We start from the raw sequence: 18,992 nt of genomic DNA on the forward strand, positions 1-18,992 counted from the left end.
ATGACAGAGACGAAAAAGAGAATGCTAGAGCTGGTGGAGCTCTTAAACCGTGCACGCCGCGTCTATGAACAGGAAAACACGGAGATCATGAGTAATTACGAATACGATAAGTTATACGATGAACTTTTGGGACTGGAACAAGAATTGGGAACAACACTTGCCTCCAGTCCCACTGTGAATGTGGGGTATGAAGTATTAAGCGAACTGCCCAAAGAACGCCATGAGCGCCCCATGCTTTCACTGGACAAAACGAAAGATGTAAACCAATTCAAAGCATTTATTGGGAATCAGAAGGCAGTCATATCCTGGAAACTGGATGGACTTACGATTGTCCTGACCTATCGGGACGGCACCCTTGCAAAAGCAGTTACGAGAGGAAACGGTGAGGTGGGCGAGGTTATTACAAGCAATGCAAGGGCATTCAAAAACCTGCCCATCCACATACCCTACAAAGGGGAATTGGTTCTAAGAGGCGAAGCCATCATCGGCTATAAGGATTTTCAGAGGATCAATGATCAGATTGAAAGTGTGGATGCCAAATATAAGAATCCCAGAAACCTCTGCAGCGGTTCTGTCCGCCAACTGAACAGTGAGATTACGTCCAGAAGAAATGTCCACTTTCTGGCCTTCACGTTGGTGAGTGCAGAAGAAGTCGATTTTCACAATTCCCGGTATGAGCAGCTGAAGTGGCTGGAGAATCAGGGCTTTGAGGTAGTGGAAAACCACCTGGTGACGGCAGATAAGCTGGAGGAAGAAGTTTCCTGGTTTGCAGAAAAAATTTCAGAAAATGATTTTCCGTCAGACGGGCTTGTTCTTGTCTATGATGATATCGCCTATGGGCAGTCCCTGGGAAGGACGGCAAAGTTTCCCAGAGATTCCTATGCCTTTAAATGGATGGATGAAATAAAAGAAACAAAACTTTTGAAAATACAGTGGAGTCCCTCCCGGACCGGGCTTATTAATCCTATTGCGGTTTTTGAGCCTGTGGAGCTGGAAGGGACTACAGTCAGCCGTGCCAGTGTTCACAATATCAGCATACTGGAGAATCTGGAGCTGGGAGTGGGGGATGAAATACAGGTTTACAAAGCGAATATGATTATCCCTCAGATTGCAGAAAACCTGACCCGCAGTGGGGTGAAAGACATCCCTGCAGTCTGCCCGGTGTGCGGCGGTGAGACAAAGATTGCCATGGAAAATGATACGAAAACTTTATACTGCATAAATCCGCTCTGTCAGGCAAAACAAATCAAAGCCTTTGATTTGTTTGTCAGCAGGGACGCACTGAATATAGAAGGCCTCTCAGAGGCAACATTGGAAAAATTTATTGCCAGGGGCTTTATAAAGGACTTTTCAGACATTTTTCATCTGGACAGATATAAAGAAGAAATCAAGTCCATGGAAGGGTTTGGGAAGAAATCCTATGAGAGGTTAATCAAAGGCGCCAATCATGCCAGGGACACCACTCTGCCCAGACTTGTATACAGTCTTGGAATTGCTAATGTGGGACTTTCCAATGCGAAAATGATATGCAGGGAACTGGATAATAATCCTGAAAGACTGATGAATGTCACCGTCGAGGAATTAAATAGAATATCTGGGGTGGGCAGTGTGATTGCCCGGAAATTTGTGGATTACTTTGCACAGGAAAAAAATCGGCAGCTGTTCAAGAAACTTTTAGGAGAAGTGCACATTCCCAGGGAAGAGACACAAGGAAAAGAAGAACAGATATTTGAAAATATGAATTTCGTTATTACCGGAAATGTGGAACACTTTGCAAACCGCGGCGAAGTTAAAGAGCTTATTGAGGCCAAAGGCGGCAAAGTGACAGGTTCGGTGACCTCAAAGACAAATTATCTGATTAACAATGACGTACAGTCCGCATCTTCAAAAAATAAAAAGGCAAAGGAGCTCAATATTCCGATTATATCAGAAGAAGAATTCCTGGAGCTGCTATAACTCGGCCAAACGGTCGCAATTTGGCAGGGTTTAGAAAAAGTTCATTTGTCTCTGAAACACAACTGTATTATAATGGACTTATGATAGAAAGGAAGGGTACTATGTCAGATAAGGATTTAATTATAGAAGAAACCGATGATACAGAAGCAGCAGGTACAAAAGATGAGAATAAACGCATAGACCCCAGCGACACAGAAGACCGGACTGACAGGCGCGGGGACAAGGCAGAGATTACTGCTCAGAGTGAAGACGACGACAAGGATGATGATGGGTATGAAAAGTATTGCATAATCTGTCACCGCCCGGAAAGTGTTGCGGGCAAGATGGTAGATCTCCCGAATAATATGACCGTATGCTCAGACTGTATGCAGAAAAGCTTTGATGCCATGACCAACGGCTCCATTGATTACAGCAAGTTAATGAATATACCGGGTGTGCAGTTTTTGAATTTATCAGATATGGAGAATGTAACACCTAAGAGCCAGAAGATAAAGAAGAAAAAGGAAAAGCCAAAAGAATATCATACTTTGAGTATTAAGGATATTCCGGCTCCTCATAAGATCAAGGCGCAGCTGGATGAATATGTGGTCGGGCAGGAATATGCCAAGAAAGCAATGTCCGTGGCAGTATATAATCACTACAAGCGGGTTGCCACGAACATGATGGATGACATAGAGATTGAAAAATCTAATATGTTGATGATAGGGCCTACCGGAAGCGGAAAGACCTACCTTGTAAAAACGCTTGCCAGACTTCTGGATGTGCCTCTGGCAATTACCGATGCCACTTCTCTGACAGAGGCTGGCTACATAGGGGACGATATAGAGAGTGTCGTATCAAAGCTGCTGGCGGCTGCGGATAATGATGTGGAGCGTGCAGAGCAAGGAATTATTTTCATCGATGAGATCGACAAAATCGCAAAGAAGCGGAGTTCCAGCCAGAGAGATGTCAGCGGGGAATCCGTACAGCAGGGCATGTTAAAACTGCTGGAGGGAAGTGAAGTGGAGGTGCCTGTAGGTGCAAACAGCAAGAACGCTATGGTTCCTCTGACTACCGTGAATACAAAGAATATTCTCTTTATCTGCGGAGGGGCATTCCCGGATCTGGAAGAGATTATTAAAGAGAGACTATCCCGCAAGACCGCAATGGGATTTAACGCCGAACTGAAGGATAAATATGAGCATGACAAAGAGATCCTCTCCAAGGTTACAGTGGAGGATTTGAGAACCTTTGGGATGATACCGGAGTTTATCGGACGTCTGCCTATTATCTTTACCCTGAAGGGACTGGATAAGGACATGCTCGTCAAGATACTCAAAGAGCCAAGGAACGCAATCTTAAAGCAATATCAGAAGCTTCTTGCACTGGATGAGGTGAATCTCGAATTTGATGATGGCGCACTTGGCGCTATAGCGGAAAAAGCAATGAAGAAAGATACCGGAGCCAGAGCGCTGCGGGCAATCATAGAAGAATTTATGCTGGATATTATGTATGAGATACCCAAGGATGACAACATCGGGCAGGTTACGATTACCAGGGAATACATAGAAGGAACCGGCGGGCCTGTCATTGAATTGAGAGGGCAGAGAGTGCCGCTGCTGGGGCAGAACCAGGCGGCAGGGTATCTGAGCTAAACTTGCGTTAAAACGCGGTTGACGGGCCGAACGGATATGCTTGCGTGTTCCGTTTCGATTACAGGAGGCAGTTCATAATGCAGGAATTAGATTTTGAAGCACTGGAAAAGAACCTGACAGATGCTATTGCAGAGTCATATATTAAGCTTGGATATACAAAAAGCTCCATGGGTTTTTATTATCCTCTGGAATCTCTGAACAGCCTGCTGGGGGCGGAGTTATCCGTTGCTGAAATGGAAGAGGCACTGAAAGATTTTTGTGGTTTCGTCAAAGGCAGACTGGGAAAGGTATCCTGCTCGCATAATCACACACGCTTTTGTATTTTAATACCTGCGGAAGGTATGGAATATGTACATGAGACAGTAAAGGACACGGGATTTTTGAGAGACTTTATAGAAAAAATTCAGCATAGTGATTGTGGTATTGAGAACATTAAGGAAGTGTTCTCCCGATATTCGGCACACGTGAAGTGTAAAGAACTGCAAAATGGAGAGTTTGACTATCTGATTTATTTCGAGGATGGGATTCCGGATACCTACCGTTATTGTATCAAATTTGAAGGCGGGCATATAACTTATCATCGTTTTACACAGAAAGATTATGAGGCACTGGGGTTTTAGCAACACATTTCGGGGATGGGATGTAAGGTTTGTCCAACAAATATTTTGGACCATCGCAGAGGCAAAAATGATGTTAGCCCGGCAATATTACAGATTATCCAAACTGGCAGACGATAAAATGTCTTTAGTACTTGCAATGCTTAAGGATATGACCAGACGGATTGAAGCGCTGGAAAATAAGACAGCATTAAAAAGGGGACTGTCCCTTTTGAACACCGAATTCTGAATTGTCGCAAACAATTCGGAAAACGGAACTCAAAAGGGTCAGTCCCCTTTTAGTTACAGTTTGGCTGCTTTTTTACCCACAAGGATAGCAGTATGACACAAGAATTTTTAACGTCTAAATTTCTACCGTTCGCGTGCGTTTTGTTTTTGCGTGCTGCTGGGGTGTATGGAACAGAAATCGTAAACCAGCTAGCAGATGCAGACGTCAATTACTACAAGCCGGATTATGCGACATACCTCTCCAGAAGCGACTGGGAGGGCACCTTCCCCAAAACGTACGATGACCTTACAATTGACGGGGATAAGACAGATGAATGGGTACAGAACCTGAATGCTTTCGGATATGGCCGGAAACGACAATATCGATGATCCACAGTGGGAAGAACTGGTAAATGAGATTCCGGTGGATACTTTGTTTGCAAAGATCATAAAAGGCGGAAGTGCCAGCGATGTTATCAAAGAGATCGGTTCACCTCTTGTATATCAAAACGACGGACCCAATGGTTTCGGGGGAGCATTAAACGGCCGAGGCTTAAATGAAAAAGACAAGAATGCAGAATTTACAATGGGAACCATGGCAAATGAAGTCATTCTTGCATGTACCTTCAATAAAGATCTAGTTCATCAGTGGGGAGAATTGATGGGAAATGACGGCCTCTGGAGCGGCAACTGGCTGATCTGGGGAACTGCAGCAAACCTGCATCGCAGTGCATACAACGGAAGGAATTTTAATATTACTCCGAAGATCCTATGCTTTCCAATGACATGGCTTGTGCCACTGTAGAAGGGGCATTGAAATATGGCGTGATCGTAGGTGCAAAACATTTTGCATTCAACGACCAGGAGACACAGCGAAGCGGTGTAGCTACCTATATGACAGAGCAAAAAGCCCGTGAAGGCGAACTCAGGTCCTTCCAGGGAGCGGTGGAAGACTCCGACATTCTGGGCATGATGTCCTCCTTTACAAGAATCAGAGCTGCCTCTGTCAACGGTTCCGTGGCACTTTTGAGAAATATCCTCCGGGATGAGTGGGGATACAAGGGACTGATCTCTACCGATATGGTGAACAACACCGGATATTTCCGGCCTGAAATGTGTATTCATGCAGGCGTGACCATGATGGCGGACTTCAGCACAAACGAGACAATGCAGCAGGTTACAGAATCTTGGCCATATATGACAAAGGAACTGATCTCTAAGGATGAGAACCTTGCTTCAATGGCAAAAGATGACATGAAGTATCAGTTGTATGCCTACGCACACAGCGCTGCGCAGAATGTAAAGACTGTGGAAGTAACTCCATGGTGGGAGATGACCATGAATGTTATCTTCTATATAAGTATCGGATTAAGCGTACTATCTCTGGCACTGTATGCGGCATTCTTTATAAAAGGCAAGAAGGAGGAAAACTAAAGGTTATAGTAGATATCTGCCGTGTGGTTGCGGCGGTACTGATCATAGTGTCCGCCGTCACCTTTATCGGCATGCGTGTGGAATCCTTTGGCTATATCTTTGGTTCCAACCTGGAGATGGGCAATAAAGCCGCATTTAGCGCCGGCAGACAGGCAATTGTGGGAATCGTTCTGTTTATGATAACATGGATTATTTCCGTCATCGCCTCCTTTATGCCGGTGGGCACAAAGAATGTAGATTAATATAAAAAACAACGGAAAAGACAGGGACAGTATAACCGGTAGTTTACCAATTATGCTGTCCCTGATTTTTATTGTTCGGGCAGACATTTGTTGCTATAATAAAGGGCAGGAGGATGAGGACATGATTCGTATCGCACTGGTAGAAGATGATAAAAAATATGTATCTGAACTAAAGGAATATTTGCTGCGCTATGAAAAGGAAAAGAAAGAGAAGATAGCGGTTTCCGTGTTTTCTGACGGAGAGGATATTGTGACAGATTATACGGCGGACTTTGATATTATTCTCATGGACATAGAAATGACTTTTATGGACGGAATGACTGCGGCAAAAAACATACGGCACAAGGATGAAGAGGTCATTATCATTTTTATTACAAATATGCCCCAGTATGCCATAGAGGGTTACAAGGTGGATGCCCTGGACTATGTGCTGAAGCCTCTGTCCTATTTTGCTTTTACCCAGAGGATTGACAGAGCCCTGACAAGACTGAAGCGCCGGGAGAAAAAATATATCACAATCCCGGTCAAAGGCGGCAGGGTCAAACTTGATACATCCAGGATTATGTTTGTGGAGGTGGCGGACCATGATCTGATTTATCAGACTGTGGACGGCGAATATATGACCAAGGGAACCATGAAGGATACACAGGAAAGTCTGGATGTGGGGAATTTTTACCGATGCAGCCGCTGCTATCTGGTAAACATGGAATATGTGGATGGTTTTCAGGGAAGCGATATCATGGTGAATGGCTGGAAGGTACAGGTGAGCCGGTCCCGGAGGAAGCCATTTCTTGATGCCCTGAATAATTACATGAATGAGGCCGGCAAATGAGTGGAATGGAAATGGTGAATACACCGGGGTACTATTATTCGATTGCCTACTTTCTGGCAGTATTTATTCGGGTAGAAAACTACTGCCAGGAACCGGTAACCTTTAAAAACGGAATCCCTGTCACGACAAAAAAAGACAAGCACCTGCACGGTTTTGGGATGAAGAGTATCATAAGCACCGTAAAAAAGTATGGAGGATCAGTAACAGCAGAAATAGAAGAAAACTGGTTTGAACTGCGGATACTCATACCACTGAAAAGTAAAATGTAAAACGATTCTGAAAATGAAGCGCAAAAGGGACAGTCCACCTTACACCAGTAAAGAAAATATATATCATGATGCAGTCAAAATAACTTGAAAATGTTGAAACATACGAGAATTTGTTGACAATTCATAGAGGGAGATATAAACTTACCATATGCAAACGAAGTTCCCTTCGGCCACTTTGCGACTATGGTTAGTGACAACAAATAATGACAATATTCGTTGACAATATTATCGAAAGGCGATAAACTGGTCTTATATTAAAATTGATGGTTTACTTCGTGTGTGATGTTATTTTCACAAATGACACATTGAGAAGCCCCAATTTTAAAATTTTAGAGTATTAGAGGGCTAGCTGAATGGAGAGATATATTGACATGCATTGCCATATACTTCCCGAAGTGGATGACGGTGCTGCGAGTATCAGTCAAACAATAGAGATGCTGCAGATTGCTTATGAAGAGGGAATACGCTTTATCATAGCAACACCACATTATCACCCCCGCAGAGGACATGAACATCCTGCTGTACTGAGAAAGAAGTTATCTGAAGTGCGAAAGCTTGCACGGCAGATTGATGAGAAGTTCCGCATCTATTTGGGAACGGAGATCTATTTCGGACAGGATATCGTTGATAAGCTGCGTCAGGGTGATATTTTAACGCTTAACAGACGCAATTATGTTCTTGTTGAGTTCTCACCATCAGATAGTTTCAGCTACATACAGCAGAGCCTGCAGCAAATACAGATGGCGGGATATCAGGTGATATTAGCTCATGCCGAAAGATATACCAGCTTACGAGATGATATCGATGCAGCAGAGCACATTTGGGACATGGGAGTTAACATCCAGATTAATGCAGGAAGCATTACGGGAGAGAGTGGAAGAAAAGCCAAAAAGTTTGTAAATGAGCTGATGGAGAGGGATATGGTATTTGGTGTAGGGACCGATGCCCACAGTTCTGACAAACGCGCTCCGCGGATGAAGAAGGCGGCAGCCCATGTAAAGAAAAAATACGGAGAAGACTATATGAGGAGGGTATTCTTCAGCAATGCAGCAACCTTGTTGAGGAAGAGAAAATAAATATGAACCAGAACACAACAGTAAATCCTGAAATTGATAATAATGAGATAACTATAGATCTGACTGAACTGTTCATGATCATATGGAGAAGATTACATTTAGTAATATTAGCGGGAATTGCCATGGCAATGGTTGCATTTATCGGAACAAAGCTGATTATCACACCGATGTATACCTCGGTAACCAAGCTGTATGTCCTATCAAAAGAAGAAGGAAGTACAAGTCTTACATACAGTGATGTCCAGACAGGAACATCGCTGACGAAGGATTATATGGAGCTTGTCAAAAGCCGGCCGGTGCTGGAACAGGTTATTGCAGTATTGAATCTGGATATGAAAGCAGAGGATCTGTCAGACACGATTACAGTAGATACTCCCCAGGATACACGAATCTTAAGGATATCTGTAGAAAATGAAGATCCAAAGGAGGCCAAGGAGATTGCGGATGCAATCAGAGAAGCTGTCAGCATACAGATTAAAGAGATTATGAATGCAGATTCCGTGAATACAGTAGAAGAAGGAAACCTTCCCACAGATCCCTCCTCTCCAAGCACCATGAAAAATATGGCGATTGGAGGAATGCTGGGAATTATTTTGGCAATCGGAATAATCGCGCTTATTTATATACTGGATGATACAATCAAAACACCGGATGATGTAGAACACTATCTTGGATTAAACGTGCTGACCTCCATCCCGATTCAGGAGGGTATGAAAAAGTCTAAGAAGACCAAAGGCTTATCAACCAGGCAGTACACGAAGAACATGAAGAAGTAGAGGGAGGGGAGCTTTTAATATGCAGGAAATTGTTTTAAGAGGATTAAAAAAGGATTACAGGAGCAATGAAGCCTATAAAACCTTACGTACAAATATTGAATTTTCCGGGGAAGACAACAAAGCAATCGTGCTTACAAGCTGCACCCCAAACGAGGGTAAAAGTACAGTTTCCCTGGCACTGGCAGATTCTCTGGCTGAGGCCGGAAAAAAAGTACTGTTTGTAGATGCCGATCTGAGAAAATCTGTATTAACCGGACGCCACAAGGTCACAGGGCCAATCAAAGGATTGTCTCACTTCCTGGCAGGACAGGCCAAGGTCAGTGATATCATGTACCAGACCCAGGAACCGGGACTGGTTGTGATGTTTGCAGGGGTTGTCCCCCCAAATCCGGCAGAACTTCTGGGACAGTACAAATTCAAATCTCTGATAGAAAGTGCAAAAAAAGTCTATGACTACATTATTATAGATGCACCACCCCTTGGGAGCGTTATTGACAGCGCAATCATAGCAAAACAATGTGATGCCTCTGTACTGGTGATTGCAGCTAATACAATCAGCTATAAGTTTGCACGGGCAGTAAAAGAACAATTGGAGAAATCAGATTGTCCGATTCTTGGTGTGGTCCTGAACAAGGTGGATATGAAACAGAATAAATATTACGGCAAATACTATGGAAAATACTATGGAGAATATGGAAAAAAATAGGAGATGCGGGAGATGAAACAGCGGTTACTTACAGTTATGTTACTGATGGGCTGTGCCATTTTATGCGTTATTGGATTTTTCCTATATGTTGGCCAGGATAAACAGCCCCCAAAAATCAGCGTCAAGAAAATGAATATTACATACCACGAAGGCGGTGACTATGACTCCTTATTAAAGGGAGTAAAAGCAAAGGACAACAGGGACGGCGACTTAAGCAGCAAAGTCTTTGTAGATCGGATTATTCCTACAGAGGATGGAAAAGCGGTCATAAGTTACGGGGTTATTGATAAGAGAAAAAACGTGGGAACAGCCACTCGGATTGTTAAATATATGGCAGACGCTCATAAAGAAACTAATGAGGATGCAGATCCAGCAGAAGACAATGCAAGCGATGATATAGAGGCAGTGGATGCTGAGGCAAAAGAATCTGAGCAGGTGGCAGAAAAAGCGGAACAGGATGCAGCTCTCGAAAAAGAGGAACAGGCTAATGCAGCTCCCGACCTTGCATTGAGTACCGGCCAGGCAGTCATTGAGGCAGGGACTGAATTTGATCCTTTAAGTGTAGTGGCGGGTGTTTCGGATGCAACAGATGCCCCCGACGTTTTATTACAGCAGATCACTGTGGAAGGTGATTATGATATTTACACGCCCGGCGATTATCAACTGAATTATTATGTGACAGACAGCGACGGAAATACATCAGAGGCAAGGCCACTTACCCTGACCGTACAATAAGAAGGAGACATATTTATATGGACAAAAGGGGAAAAACTCTTCATATGGGTGGAAAACTACTTACTTTGGTGCAGCTGATTCTTTCGGCGGGGCTGCTGATAGTTATCTGGAACAGCGGTGTACTTCCGATGAGATATATAATTGCGGCAGCAGTTGTCATGCTGGTACTGTTCGGCATTACTTTCGGACTTCAATTTCTGAGGAACAAAATATATATAGCTGGAATTGTTCTGAGTATGCTAATCAGTGCCGGGATGGGCATCGGTATCGTCTATATGCTCAAGGCGGACAAACTGATGGAGGATGTAGGCGGAGCTTCCTATAAAACAGACAATATGATTGTAGTGGTGAAAAAGGAAAGTCCCGCATCAAATCTGCTGGATGCCAAAGGCTACCGATTTGGGATGCAGAAATCTGTGGATCAGGAAAATAACCGGCTGATGAAAGAAGATATAGAAAAAGCACTGGGCCAGGAGATAAAGATAGAAGAATATGCAACACCCTCCGATGAGGCTGAGGCCCTTCTCAAAGGACGAATTGAAGCAGCCATCTATAATGAAGCTTTCGCCGGAATCATTGACGACGCTGTGGAAGGTTATTCCGACCAGGTGAGGATATTGTATCAATATGGTATCAATACAGAGATTGAGCAGAAAGAGACAAATATCCAAAAGCCGTTTAACGTGTATATAAGTGGAATTGATGTGGACGGTCCTATTACAACGAACAGCAGAAGTGATGTAAATATTATCATGACTGTAAATCCAAATACAAGAAAAATATTGCTCACAACAACGCCCCGAGATTACTACGTGCCCATTTTGGGAGTCTCCGGGGAACAAAAGGACAAGCTGACCCATGCAGGTATTTACGGGGTTGATGTTTCCATGAAAACCCTGGAGAGTATCTACAAAATAGATATTTCATACTATGCCAGAGTAAACTTCACTTCTCTGATACATATTGTGGATGCTCTTGGCGGAGTCGATGTAAATTCAGAATATGCCTTTACAACAACACATGGCAGCTATGAAATAAAAAAAGGTATCAATCATATGGACGGAGCAATAGCTCTGGGATTTTCAAGAGAAAGATACAGTTTTGAAGCAGGAGATAACCAGAGAGGAAAAAATCAGGAAGCTGTACTTACAGCAATTTTAAATAAAGCCATGTCACCGGCAATTCTGACAAATGCAAACCAGATCATTGCAAGTGTGGGTGACAGCGTTGAGACAAACATGACCCAGGAGGAAATGGCAAAATTCATCAACTTACAACTTTCAGACAGCTCAGCCTGGTCCATCGAATCTGCAGCGGCTACAGGAACCGGGGATAATCAGACGTGCTTTTCGTCCGGGGATGAAATACTGTATGTGATGAATCCAAATGAGCAGTCCATACAGGAAATATCGAAAAAGATGGCGCAGGTAGCGGAAGAAAAGTAATATCTGAACATCTATGGGGAGGGGAAAACCATGTATCAGGATATTATAAAGGGCTGGGTGAAACATTTAGACTTTATGATATTGGATGTTGTAAGTTTGGAAGCAGCATTTTTCATTTCATATTTCATAAGGAACAAGGGTCTGGAAAATGGCTTTTCGGAACATTATCAAAATATGATTTGGGCAATTATTTTGATGAGTATTATGGCGGCCTTTTTACTGAGCAGCTATAGAGGAATTATCCGGCGGGGATATATGAAAGAGATAAAGCAATCATTGTCTCATTGTGGATTCATAACCTTAGGATTGATTGTGTGGATGTTTGCGTTTAAAGAATCTGACTCATATTCACGAATCATTGTGCTGTCCATGTATCCGATCAGTGCATTTATTACACTGGCTGTCCGGTTATTCTGGAAACGGATTATTAGGCTGCGGATACGCAGCAGAAAGAAAATGCGGAAAGTTTTGATTATATCTACGGAAGACCGGATAGAAGATGCTATTGAAGGGCTGCTGCAGCCTTATAGAAATTATCAGCTAAGTGCCTGTGCACTGTATGATACCTCAGATAAGGTGGGTACAGAAATAAAATACGTACCGGTTGTGGCCGATAAAGATCATATGATTGCGTATATCCAGGAAAATATTGTGGATGAGGTATTCATCGATTTGCCTGGATATGAAAAAGAAGCAGAGAGACTTATGGGAATCTTTGTGAGCATGGGTTTGGTCGTACATATAAATCTTGCCAGATTTACACCGACCGTAGAGAACAAGATGATACACCAGTTTGCAGGTTTTATGGTTCTCTCCTCCGGCATGAAATTTGCTTCCTCACAGCAGCTGTTTTTCAAGCGTTTCATTGATATCCTTGGGGGGTTGGTGGGACTGCTGGCAACAGGTATTGTTTTTATTATATTTGCTCCCATCATAAAAAGACAGTCACCGGGACCTATATTCTTTGCCCAGGAGCGGGTGGGGAGAAATGGAAGACGATTCAAGATTTATAAGTTCCGCACTATGTATCCTGATGCAGAAGAACGGAAAAAAGAATTGCTGGCACAGAACAAGATGGATGGTTTCATGTTCAAGATGGATAATGACCCCAGAATTATACCTATAGGACATTTCCTTAGGAAAAGCAGCATTGATGAATTTCCCCAGTTCTGGAATGTGCTGAAAGGGGATATGAGCCTGGTGGGGACAAGACCTCCTACAGTAGACGAATATGAAAGATATGAACTCCGGCACAGAAAGAGACTGGCCATGAGACCGGGGCTGACCGGGATGTGGCAGGTAAGCGGGAGAAGCGATATTGTGGATTTTGAAGAGATTGTGACACTGGATGCCAAGTATATATCGGAGTGGACACTGGGGATGGATATAAAGATGATCTGGAAGACAGTGATGATAGTGGTGGGGCAGAAAGGGGCGGTTTAGAAAAATGCAACATATTTCTGTTAATGAGTCAAAAGTGTTACAGATGTATCTGAAGTTTTTACATTACGAATGTTCTTGGATTGGGATAGGGCATAATAGGGACAAGAGGTAGTAAGTCGAATGGTTTAGCTGATGAATGGGATAAACGCCTGTGGGGTAGATACTCGCACGGTTTTATATAGAGATACCATCCGATTAGATGTGTACATAGAAATAACATTTCTATGGGATGGGGTTCGAGGAGGACCGAAGGAGTAAATACTATGAAGAATTACAAGATTGCTGTTGCGGGAAGTGGTTATGTGGGTCTTTCGATTGCCACGCTGTTGAGCCAGCACCACAAGGTAACCGCAGTGGATATTGTTCCGGAGAAGGTTGAGATGATTAACAACCGCAATTCTCTGATTCAGGATGATTACATTGAAAAGTATCTGGCAGAAAAGGATCTGGACCTGACTGCAACACTGGATGCGAAGGCTGCATATTCTACTGCTGATTTCGTTGTCATAGCTGCGCCCACAAATGTCTACTCAACAAACCGTATTGACGTAGCAACGTCAAAAAGAGCCTATTTTGCACACTTTACACGCCACCGAAATTCGTCACATTTAACAGTTGCGCGACGATATGACTTTGAGAGATTGTACAAATCGCTGAACTTTTGAGCCTTGTGGCACAAAATTGGCACATCTTTTTCAGAAGAATCATAGAAATGGCGAAAAAACAGGATAAAACAACAAAAATCTATGAGTTTATCATTAACGTCTGAAACTGCTGTTGAGTACACTATCTGACCCACTAATGACACCTACATCATTACGGTTTGTTGAGTCATGAAAAATAGAGAAAAACAGATGATTTCTACTTCATAAAACAGCTGTTGAGTAGAGCTTGGATGGTGATGATAATTACATGTTTTGTGCAGTGAGAGTGAATGATTTGTTCATTGTGAACAATGAATGGCGAGAATTGACCTGTGTGATATATACAGTTTTAACAAAACTCATGCACCGACAGGATTCGATTCAACAATCCAACACTTAGAAAAAACGTCATTGCCGGGTATACGGGGTTCGACTGTATAAAACATCACTTCGGTTATAGAGGAATAGAAACGAGTGTACTCAACGGATGTTTTATGGAGTAGAAAACATGATTGCTGAGGTAATTGGGTACGACAGCATAAGAAAACATTTAGCCGCGTGAGCGGTAAGAGGTAAAAGAAATACTATCCATATGGATGCGTATATAGATATAAAAATTATATTGAGGAGCATAAAATGGGAAAGTACTTTGGAACGGACGGCTTCCGTGGAGAAGCCGGTATTACATTAACAGCAGATCACGCCTATAAGGTGGGACGTTTCTTAGGCTGGTACTATAATGCACTGTGTGAGCGCAACGGCAATAACGAGCCTGCTCGCATCGTCATCGGCAAGGATACCCGCCGCAGCTCCTATATGTTTGAGTACAGTTTAGTGGCTGGTTTGACCGCCTGGATTGTGCCAACGGTAGCGCTTGGAATATCGCAAAGTCTGTGTTCGATGCTCTCGGCGCAGATACATACGTCATCAACAACAAACCCAATGGTACTAATATCAATAACAATGTCGGTTCCACTCATATTGAAGGATTGCAAAAGTTTGTTGTAGAAAATCATCTGGATGTTGGTTTTGCCTATGATGGCGATGCCGATCGCTGCCTGTGTGTGGATGAAAAAGGTAATGTTATCACTGGCGACCATATACTGTACATCTACGGTTGCTACATGAAGGAACGTGGTAAGTTACTGACAAATACCGTTGTTACAACCGTTATGTCCAACTTTGGCCTGTACAAGGCTTTTGATGAGCAGGGCATTGGCTACGCCAAAACCGCTGTGGGCGACAAGTACGTCTACGAGTACATGGCAAAGAACGGCTGCCGTATCGGTGGTGAGCAGAGCGGTCATATCATCTTCTCCAAGTACGCAAGCACTGGCGATGGTATCTTGACCAGTTTGAAGATGATGGAAGTTATGTTGGCAAAGAAGAAGCCGATGAGCGAACTGGTAGCACCGCTGAAAATTTACCCGCAGGTGCTTGAGAATGTTCGTGTAACCGATAAGAAGACTGCACAGAATGACCCTGCTGTGCAGGAAGCAGTAAATAAAGTAGCTGAAGCACTGGGTGATACTGGCCGTATCCTTGTTCGTGAGTCTGGCACTGAGCCGGTTGTGCGCGTTATGGTAGAAGCACCTGACCATGATACTTGTCAGAAGTATGTGAATGAAGTAGTCAATGTTATCTGCGAAAAAGGATACAAAATCTAATCATAATACAAATTTGGGGTGTGTTTTAGTACAAAATTTGGAGGATAAACCTATGTGTGGAATCGTTGGTTTTACAGGAAATCGACAGGCAGCACCGATCCTGCTGGATGGTCTGTCAAAACTGGAATATAGAGGATATGACTCGGCCGGACTGGCTGTCCGTGATGGAGAAAATCTGGCTCAGGTCGTGAAAGCAAAAGGTCGGCTGTCTAATCTGATCGAGAAAACAGATGGCGGAAAGGCACTGAAAGGAACATGTGGTATTGGTCATACTCGTTGGGCCACCCACGGTGAGCCGAGCCAAACCAATGCACATCCGCATGTTTCAGGTAACTGCACCCGTTCTGGTTCTGGCACAGTGGAGTCAGAGGTCGTTGGCGTACATAACGGCATCATCGAGAACTATACCGAACTGAAAGAAAAGCTGCTGAAGCATGGCTATACGTTCTACAGCCAGACGGACACTGAAGTAGTCATTAAGCTGGTGGACTATTATTATAAAAAGTATAACCTCGGTCCTATCGATGCCATTGCCAAGACAATGGTGCGTGTTCGCGGTTCCTATGCCCTTGAACTAATGTTCCGTGACTATCCGGGCGAAATCTGGGTGGCTCGTAAGGACAGTCCAATGATCATTGGTATTGCGGATGGCGAAACCTATGTGGCTTCAGATGTCCCAGCAATTCTGAAATACACTCGCAATGTATATTACATTGGCAACCTTGAGTTTGCAAAACTTGTTCCGGGCGAGGCTCACTTCTATGATCTGAATGGTGATGAGATCGAGAAGCAGACCACTGAAATCAAGTGGGATGCCGAGGCTGCCGAAAAGGGTGGCTTTGAGCATTTCATGATGAAAGAGATCCATGAGCAGCCGAAAGCTGTTCAGGATACCCTGAACTCTGCAATCAAAGACGGAGCTATCGACCTGTCCGGCGTGGAGATCACTGAGGATGAGATCAAGAATTTCGAGCAGATCTATATCGTAGCCTGTGGCTCTGCATGGCATGTGGGCATGGCTGCTCAGTATGTGCTGGAAGATATAGCGGATATCCCGGTGCGTGTGGAGCTTGCATCTGAGTTCCGTTATCGTAAGATGCCACTCAACCAGAAGGCACTGGTGATCGTTGTCAGCCAGTCCGGTGAGACGGCAGATACACTGGCTGCACTGCGACTTGCAAAAGAGAAGGGCATTACCACGATGGCAATCGTTAATGTTGTCGGCAGCAGCATTGCCCGTGAAGCGGACAAAGTGTTCTACACCCTTGCCGGTCCAGAAATCTCTGTCGCAACGACTAAGGCATATAGTGCACAGTTGGCAGCTATGTACTGTCTGGCGGTTCAGTTTGCAAAGTTCAGAGGAAAAATTACGGAGGAGCAATACAGCTACTATATCTCTGAACTGTTGACTCTCCCAGAGAAGATGCAGAAGACTCTGGAAGATAAGGAGCGCATCCAGTGGTTCGCAGCAAAGTATGCCAACGCACATGATGTGTTCTTTGTGGGCCGTGGCATCGACTATGCAGTTTGCCTGGAGGGTAGTCTAAAGCTGAAGGAGATTAGCTACATCCACTCCGAAGCATACGCAGCTGGTGAACTGAAGCACGGAACCATCAGCCTGATCGAGCAGGGAACACTGGTCATCGGCGTGCTGACTCAGAGTGAGCTGTATGAGAAAACGGTAAGCAATATGCTGGAGTGCAAGAGCCGTGGGGCCTATCTGATGGGTCTGACTACTTATGGTAAGTACGAGATTGAAGATCAGGTGAACTTCACAGTCTATGTTCCGAAGGTGGATGAGCACTTCATCGGAAGTCTGGCTGTGATTCCGCTGCAGCTGCTTGGCTACTATGTCTCCGTTGCCAAGGGTCTGGATGTGGATAAGCCGAGAAATCTTGCAAAGAGTGTTACGGTAGAATGATTTCATAATGTTGTTTCAGGGCTGAAAAGTCTATATTTTATATTATTTTTGGAGGAATACAAAAATGTCTCTGTATGAAAAATTGATTAATCGTGAAGAAAAGCTTGCACTGGTTGGTTTGGGCTATGTAGGTATGCCTATTGCAGTTGCTTTTGCTAAAAAAGGGCTGGATGTAATTGGATTTGATTTAAATAAAGAAAAAATTGAGCTGTACAAGTCCGGTATTGATCCGACTAAGGAAGTAGGAGATGAAGCTATTAAAACGACGTCCGTTGAATTTACTGCAGATGAAAATAAACTTCAGGAAGCGAAATTCCTGATCGTTGCGGTTCCTACTCCTGTAAATACTGATCATACGCCTGACCTGACTCCGGTAATTGGAGCTTCTGAAATTGTTGGCCGTAATTTGACAAAGGGTGCGGTTGTCGTTTACGAATCTACGGTTTATCCGGGTTGTACAGAGGATGTATGTATTCCTATTTTGGAAAAGGAGTCTGGTCTTAAATGCGGTGAGGACTTTAAGATTGGCTACAGCCCGGAGCGTATCAATCCTGGCGATAAGGTTCATCGTCTGGAAAATATCCACAAGATCGTTTCTGGTTGCGATGATGAGTCTTTGAAAGAAATCAAAAATGTATATGACATTGTAATTGAGGTTGGAACTCATCCGGTCTCTAATATGAGAACAGCTGAAGCTGTTAAAGTTGTCGAGAACAGTCAGAGAGATATTAACATTGCATTTATGAATGAACTGGCAATGGTGTTTGATCGTATGGATATTGATACCAACGAAGTGGTTGATGGCATGAATACTAAATGGAATGCGCTTGGATTCCGTCCGGGTCTTGTTGGCGGTCATTGCATCGGTGTTGATCCGTACTACTTTACATATGAAGCGGAAAAGTTGGGGTATCATAGCCAGATTATTCTGAACGGACGAATTGTAAACGACCATATGGGTGCTTTTGTTGCAGATGCAGCTGTTAAACAGATGATTGCTGCCGGTCAAGCTCCGAAAAAGTCTAAAGTTGTAATTCTTGGTTTGACCTTTAAGGAGAACTGTCCTGATACTAGAAATAGCAAGGTGGATGACATTATCAAAGAGTTGAACACCTATGGTATTGAACCTGTTGTTGTAGATCCTTGGGCTAGTGAACGTGACGCAATGCGCGAATATGGTGTCACTCTGACAAAATTAGAAGACGCAAAAAACGCAGATTGTGTGATTGTCGCTGTCGCTCATAATGAATTTAAGGCATTGAGCTTGGATGATATCAAGGCAATGTTTAAAGCGAGTAGTGATAATGAAAAGGTGTTGATTGATGTAAAGGGTCTTTATAAAGTATCTGACCTTAAGGCATCTGGTATGCGTTTCTGGAGATTGTAAT

General features: G+C 43.6%; 19 protein-coding genes and 1 pseudogene. All 20 read left to right on the plus strand.

The features are described from left to right. The 20 genes and pseudogenes from ligA (at position 1) to BN3456_RS13135 (ending at position 18,991) form a co-directional block, all read left to right on the plus strand. Positions 1 to 1,956 carry an NAD-dependent DNA ligase LigA gene (gene ligA / locus BN3456_RS13055; protein ID WP_089984743.1) on the plus strand — a complete coding sequence of 652 codons (1,956 nt, stop codon included), beginning with the start codon at positions 1 to 3 and terminating at the stop codon, positions 1,954 to 1,956. Positions 1,957 to 2,057: 101 nt separating this feature from the next. Beyond that, positions 2,058 to 3,590 carry an ATP-dependent Clp protease ATP-binding subunit ClpX gene (gene clpX, locus BN3456_RS13060; protein WP_089984745.1) on the plus strand — a complete coding sequence of 511 codons (1,533 nt, stop codon included), beginning with the start codon at positions 2,058 to 2,060 and terminating at the stop codon, positions 3,588 to 3,590. Positions 3,591 to 3,667: 77 nt separating this feature from the next. Then, the gene (locus tag BN3456_RS13065) at positions 3,668 to 4,210 is read left to right on the plus strand and encodes a DUF3877 family protein (RefSeq protein WP_089984746.1); all 543 of its coding nucleotides are present in this window, start codon (positions 3,668 to 3,670) and stop codon (positions 4,208 to 4,210) included. A 67-nt stretch (positions 4,211 to 4,277) separates the two neighbouring features. Next, complete coding sequence (locus BN3456_RS15965) at positions 4,278 to 4,436, plus strand: hypothetical protein (protein ID WP_176699197.1); 159 nt, start codon at positions 4,278 to 4,280, stop codon at positions 4,434 to 4,436. A gap of 92 nt (positions 4,437 to 4,528) precedes the next feature. After that, positions 4,529 to 4,804, plus strand: coding sequence for a hypothetical protein (locus BN3456_RS16085; protein WP_207644107.1), 276 nt, complete (start codon positions 4,529 to 4,531; stop codon positions 4,802 to 4,804). After that, positions 4,779 to 5,219, plus strand: a complete 441-nt coding sequence (locus tag BN3456_RS16090) for a hypothetical protein (protein WP_207644108.1) — start codon at positions 4,779 to 4,781, stop codon at positions 5,217 to 5,219. The genes BN3456_RS16085 and BN3456_RS16090 overlap by 26 nt, the downstream gene beginning before the upstream one ends. Beyond that, complete coding sequence (locus BN3456_RS16095) at positions 5,186 to 5,848, plus strand: glycoside hydrolase family 3 N-terminal domain-containing protein (protein ID WP_207644109.1); 663 nt, start codon at positions 5,186 to 5,188, stop codon at positions 5,846 to 5,848. The genes BN3456_RS16090 and BN3456_RS16095 overlap by 34 nt, the downstream gene beginning before the upstream one ends. A gap of 23 nt (positions 5,849 to 5,871) precedes the next feature. After that, a complete protein-coding gene (locus tag BN3456_RS13075; protein ID WP_089984748.1) occupies positions 5,872 to 6,090 on the plus strand; it encodes a hypothetical protein in 219 nt (72 codons plus the stop codon). Positions 6,091 to 6,211: 121 nt separating this feature from the next. Beyond that, positions 6,212 to 6,922 (plus strand): LytR/AlgR family response regulator transcription factor, encoded by a 711-nt coding sequence (locus BN3456_RS13080; RefSeq protein WP_089984749.1) that lies wholly within the window; start codon positions 6,212 to 6,214, stop codon positions 6,920 to 6,922. Next, a complete protein-coding gene (locus BN3456_RS13085) occupies positions 6,919 to 7,191 on the plus strand; it encodes a GHKL domain-containing protein (RefSeq protein ID WP_089984750.1) in 273 nt (90 codons plus the stop codon). The genes BN3456_RS13080 and BN3456_RS13085 overlap by 4 nt, the downstream gene beginning before the upstream one ends. 353 nt (positions 7,192 to 7,544) lie before the next feature. After that, positions 7,545 to 8,267: a CpsB/CapC family capsule biosynthesis tyrosine phosphatase gene (locus BN3456_RS13090; RefSeq protein WP_089984751.1), complete on the plus strand. Its 723-nt coding sequence runs from the start codon at positions 7,545 to 7,547 to the stop codon at positions 8,265 to 8,267. Between the two features lie 2 nt (positions 8,268 to 8,269). Then, complete coding sequence (locus tag BN3456_RS13095) at positions 8,270 to 9,043, plus strand: YveK family protein (RefSeq protein ID WP_089984753.1); 774 nt, start codon at positions 8,270 to 8,272, stop codon at positions 9,041 to 9,043. A gap of 19 nt (positions 9,044 to 9,062) precedes the next feature. Beyond that, positions 9,063 to 9,749: a polysaccharide biosynthesis tyrosine autokinase gene (locus BN3456_RS13100; RefSeq protein ID WP_089984754.1), complete on the plus strand. Its 687-nt coding sequence runs from the start codon at positions 9,063 to 9,065 to the stop codon at positions 9,747 to 9,749. 12 nt (positions 9,750 to 9,761) lie between these two features. Further along, a complete protein-coding gene (locus BN3456_RS13105) occupies positions 9,762 to 10,484 on the plus strand; it encodes an immunoglobulin-like domain-containing protein (RefSeq protein WP_089984756.1) in 723 nt (240 codons plus the stop codon). A 17-nt stretch (positions 10,485 to 10,501) separates the two neighbouring features. Beyond that, positions 10,502 to 11,929, plus strand: a complete 1,428-nt coding sequence (locus BN3456_RS13110; RefSeq protein WP_242862880.1) for an LCP family glycopolymer transferase — start codon at positions 10,502 to 10,504, stop codon at positions 11,927 to 11,929. A 30-nt stretch (positions 11,930 to 11,959) separates the two neighbouring features. Beyond that, positions 11,960 to 13,372: a sugar transferase gene (locus tag BN3456_RS13115; RefSeq protein ID WP_089984758.1), complete on the plus strand. Its 1,413-nt coding sequence runs from the start codon at positions 11,960 to 11,962 to the stop codon at positions 13,370 to 13,372. 263 nt (positions 13,373 to 13,635) lie between these two features. Continuing rightward, positions 13,636 to 14,037, plus strand: coding sequence for an NAD-binding protein (locus tag BN3456_RS16635; protein ID WP_347458061.1), 402 nt, complete (start codon positions 13,636 to 13,638; stop codon positions 14,035 to 14,037). Positions 14,038 to 14,652: 615 nt separating this feature from the next. Continuing rightward, a pseudogene (locus tag BN3456_RS13125) lies at positions 14,653 to 15,683 on the plus strand (hypothetical protein). 52 nt (positions 15,684 to 15,735) lie between these two features. Continuing rightward, positions 15,736 to 17,604 carry a glutamine--fructose-6-phosphate transaminase (isomerizing) gene (gene glmS / locus BN3456_RS13130; protein WP_089984759.1) on the plus strand — a complete coding sequence of 623 codons (1,869 nt, stop codon included), beginning with the start codon at positions 15,736 to 15,738 and terminating at the stop codon, positions 17,602 to 17,604. A gap of 64 nt (positions 17,605 to 17,668) precedes the next feature. Continuing rightward, positions 17,669 to 18,991: a nucleotide sugar dehydrogenase gene (locus BN3456_RS13135; RefSeq protein ID WP_089984761.1), complete on the plus strand. Its 1,323-nt coding sequence runs from the start codon at positions 17,669 to 17,671 to the stop codon at positions 18,989 to 18,991. Position 18,992: the final 1 nt, after the last annotated feature.

The organism is Clostridium sp. C105KSO13 (genome assembly GCF_001517425.1).
Lineage (GTDB): Bacteria > Bacillota > Clostridia > Lachnospirales > Lachnospiraceae > Muricomes.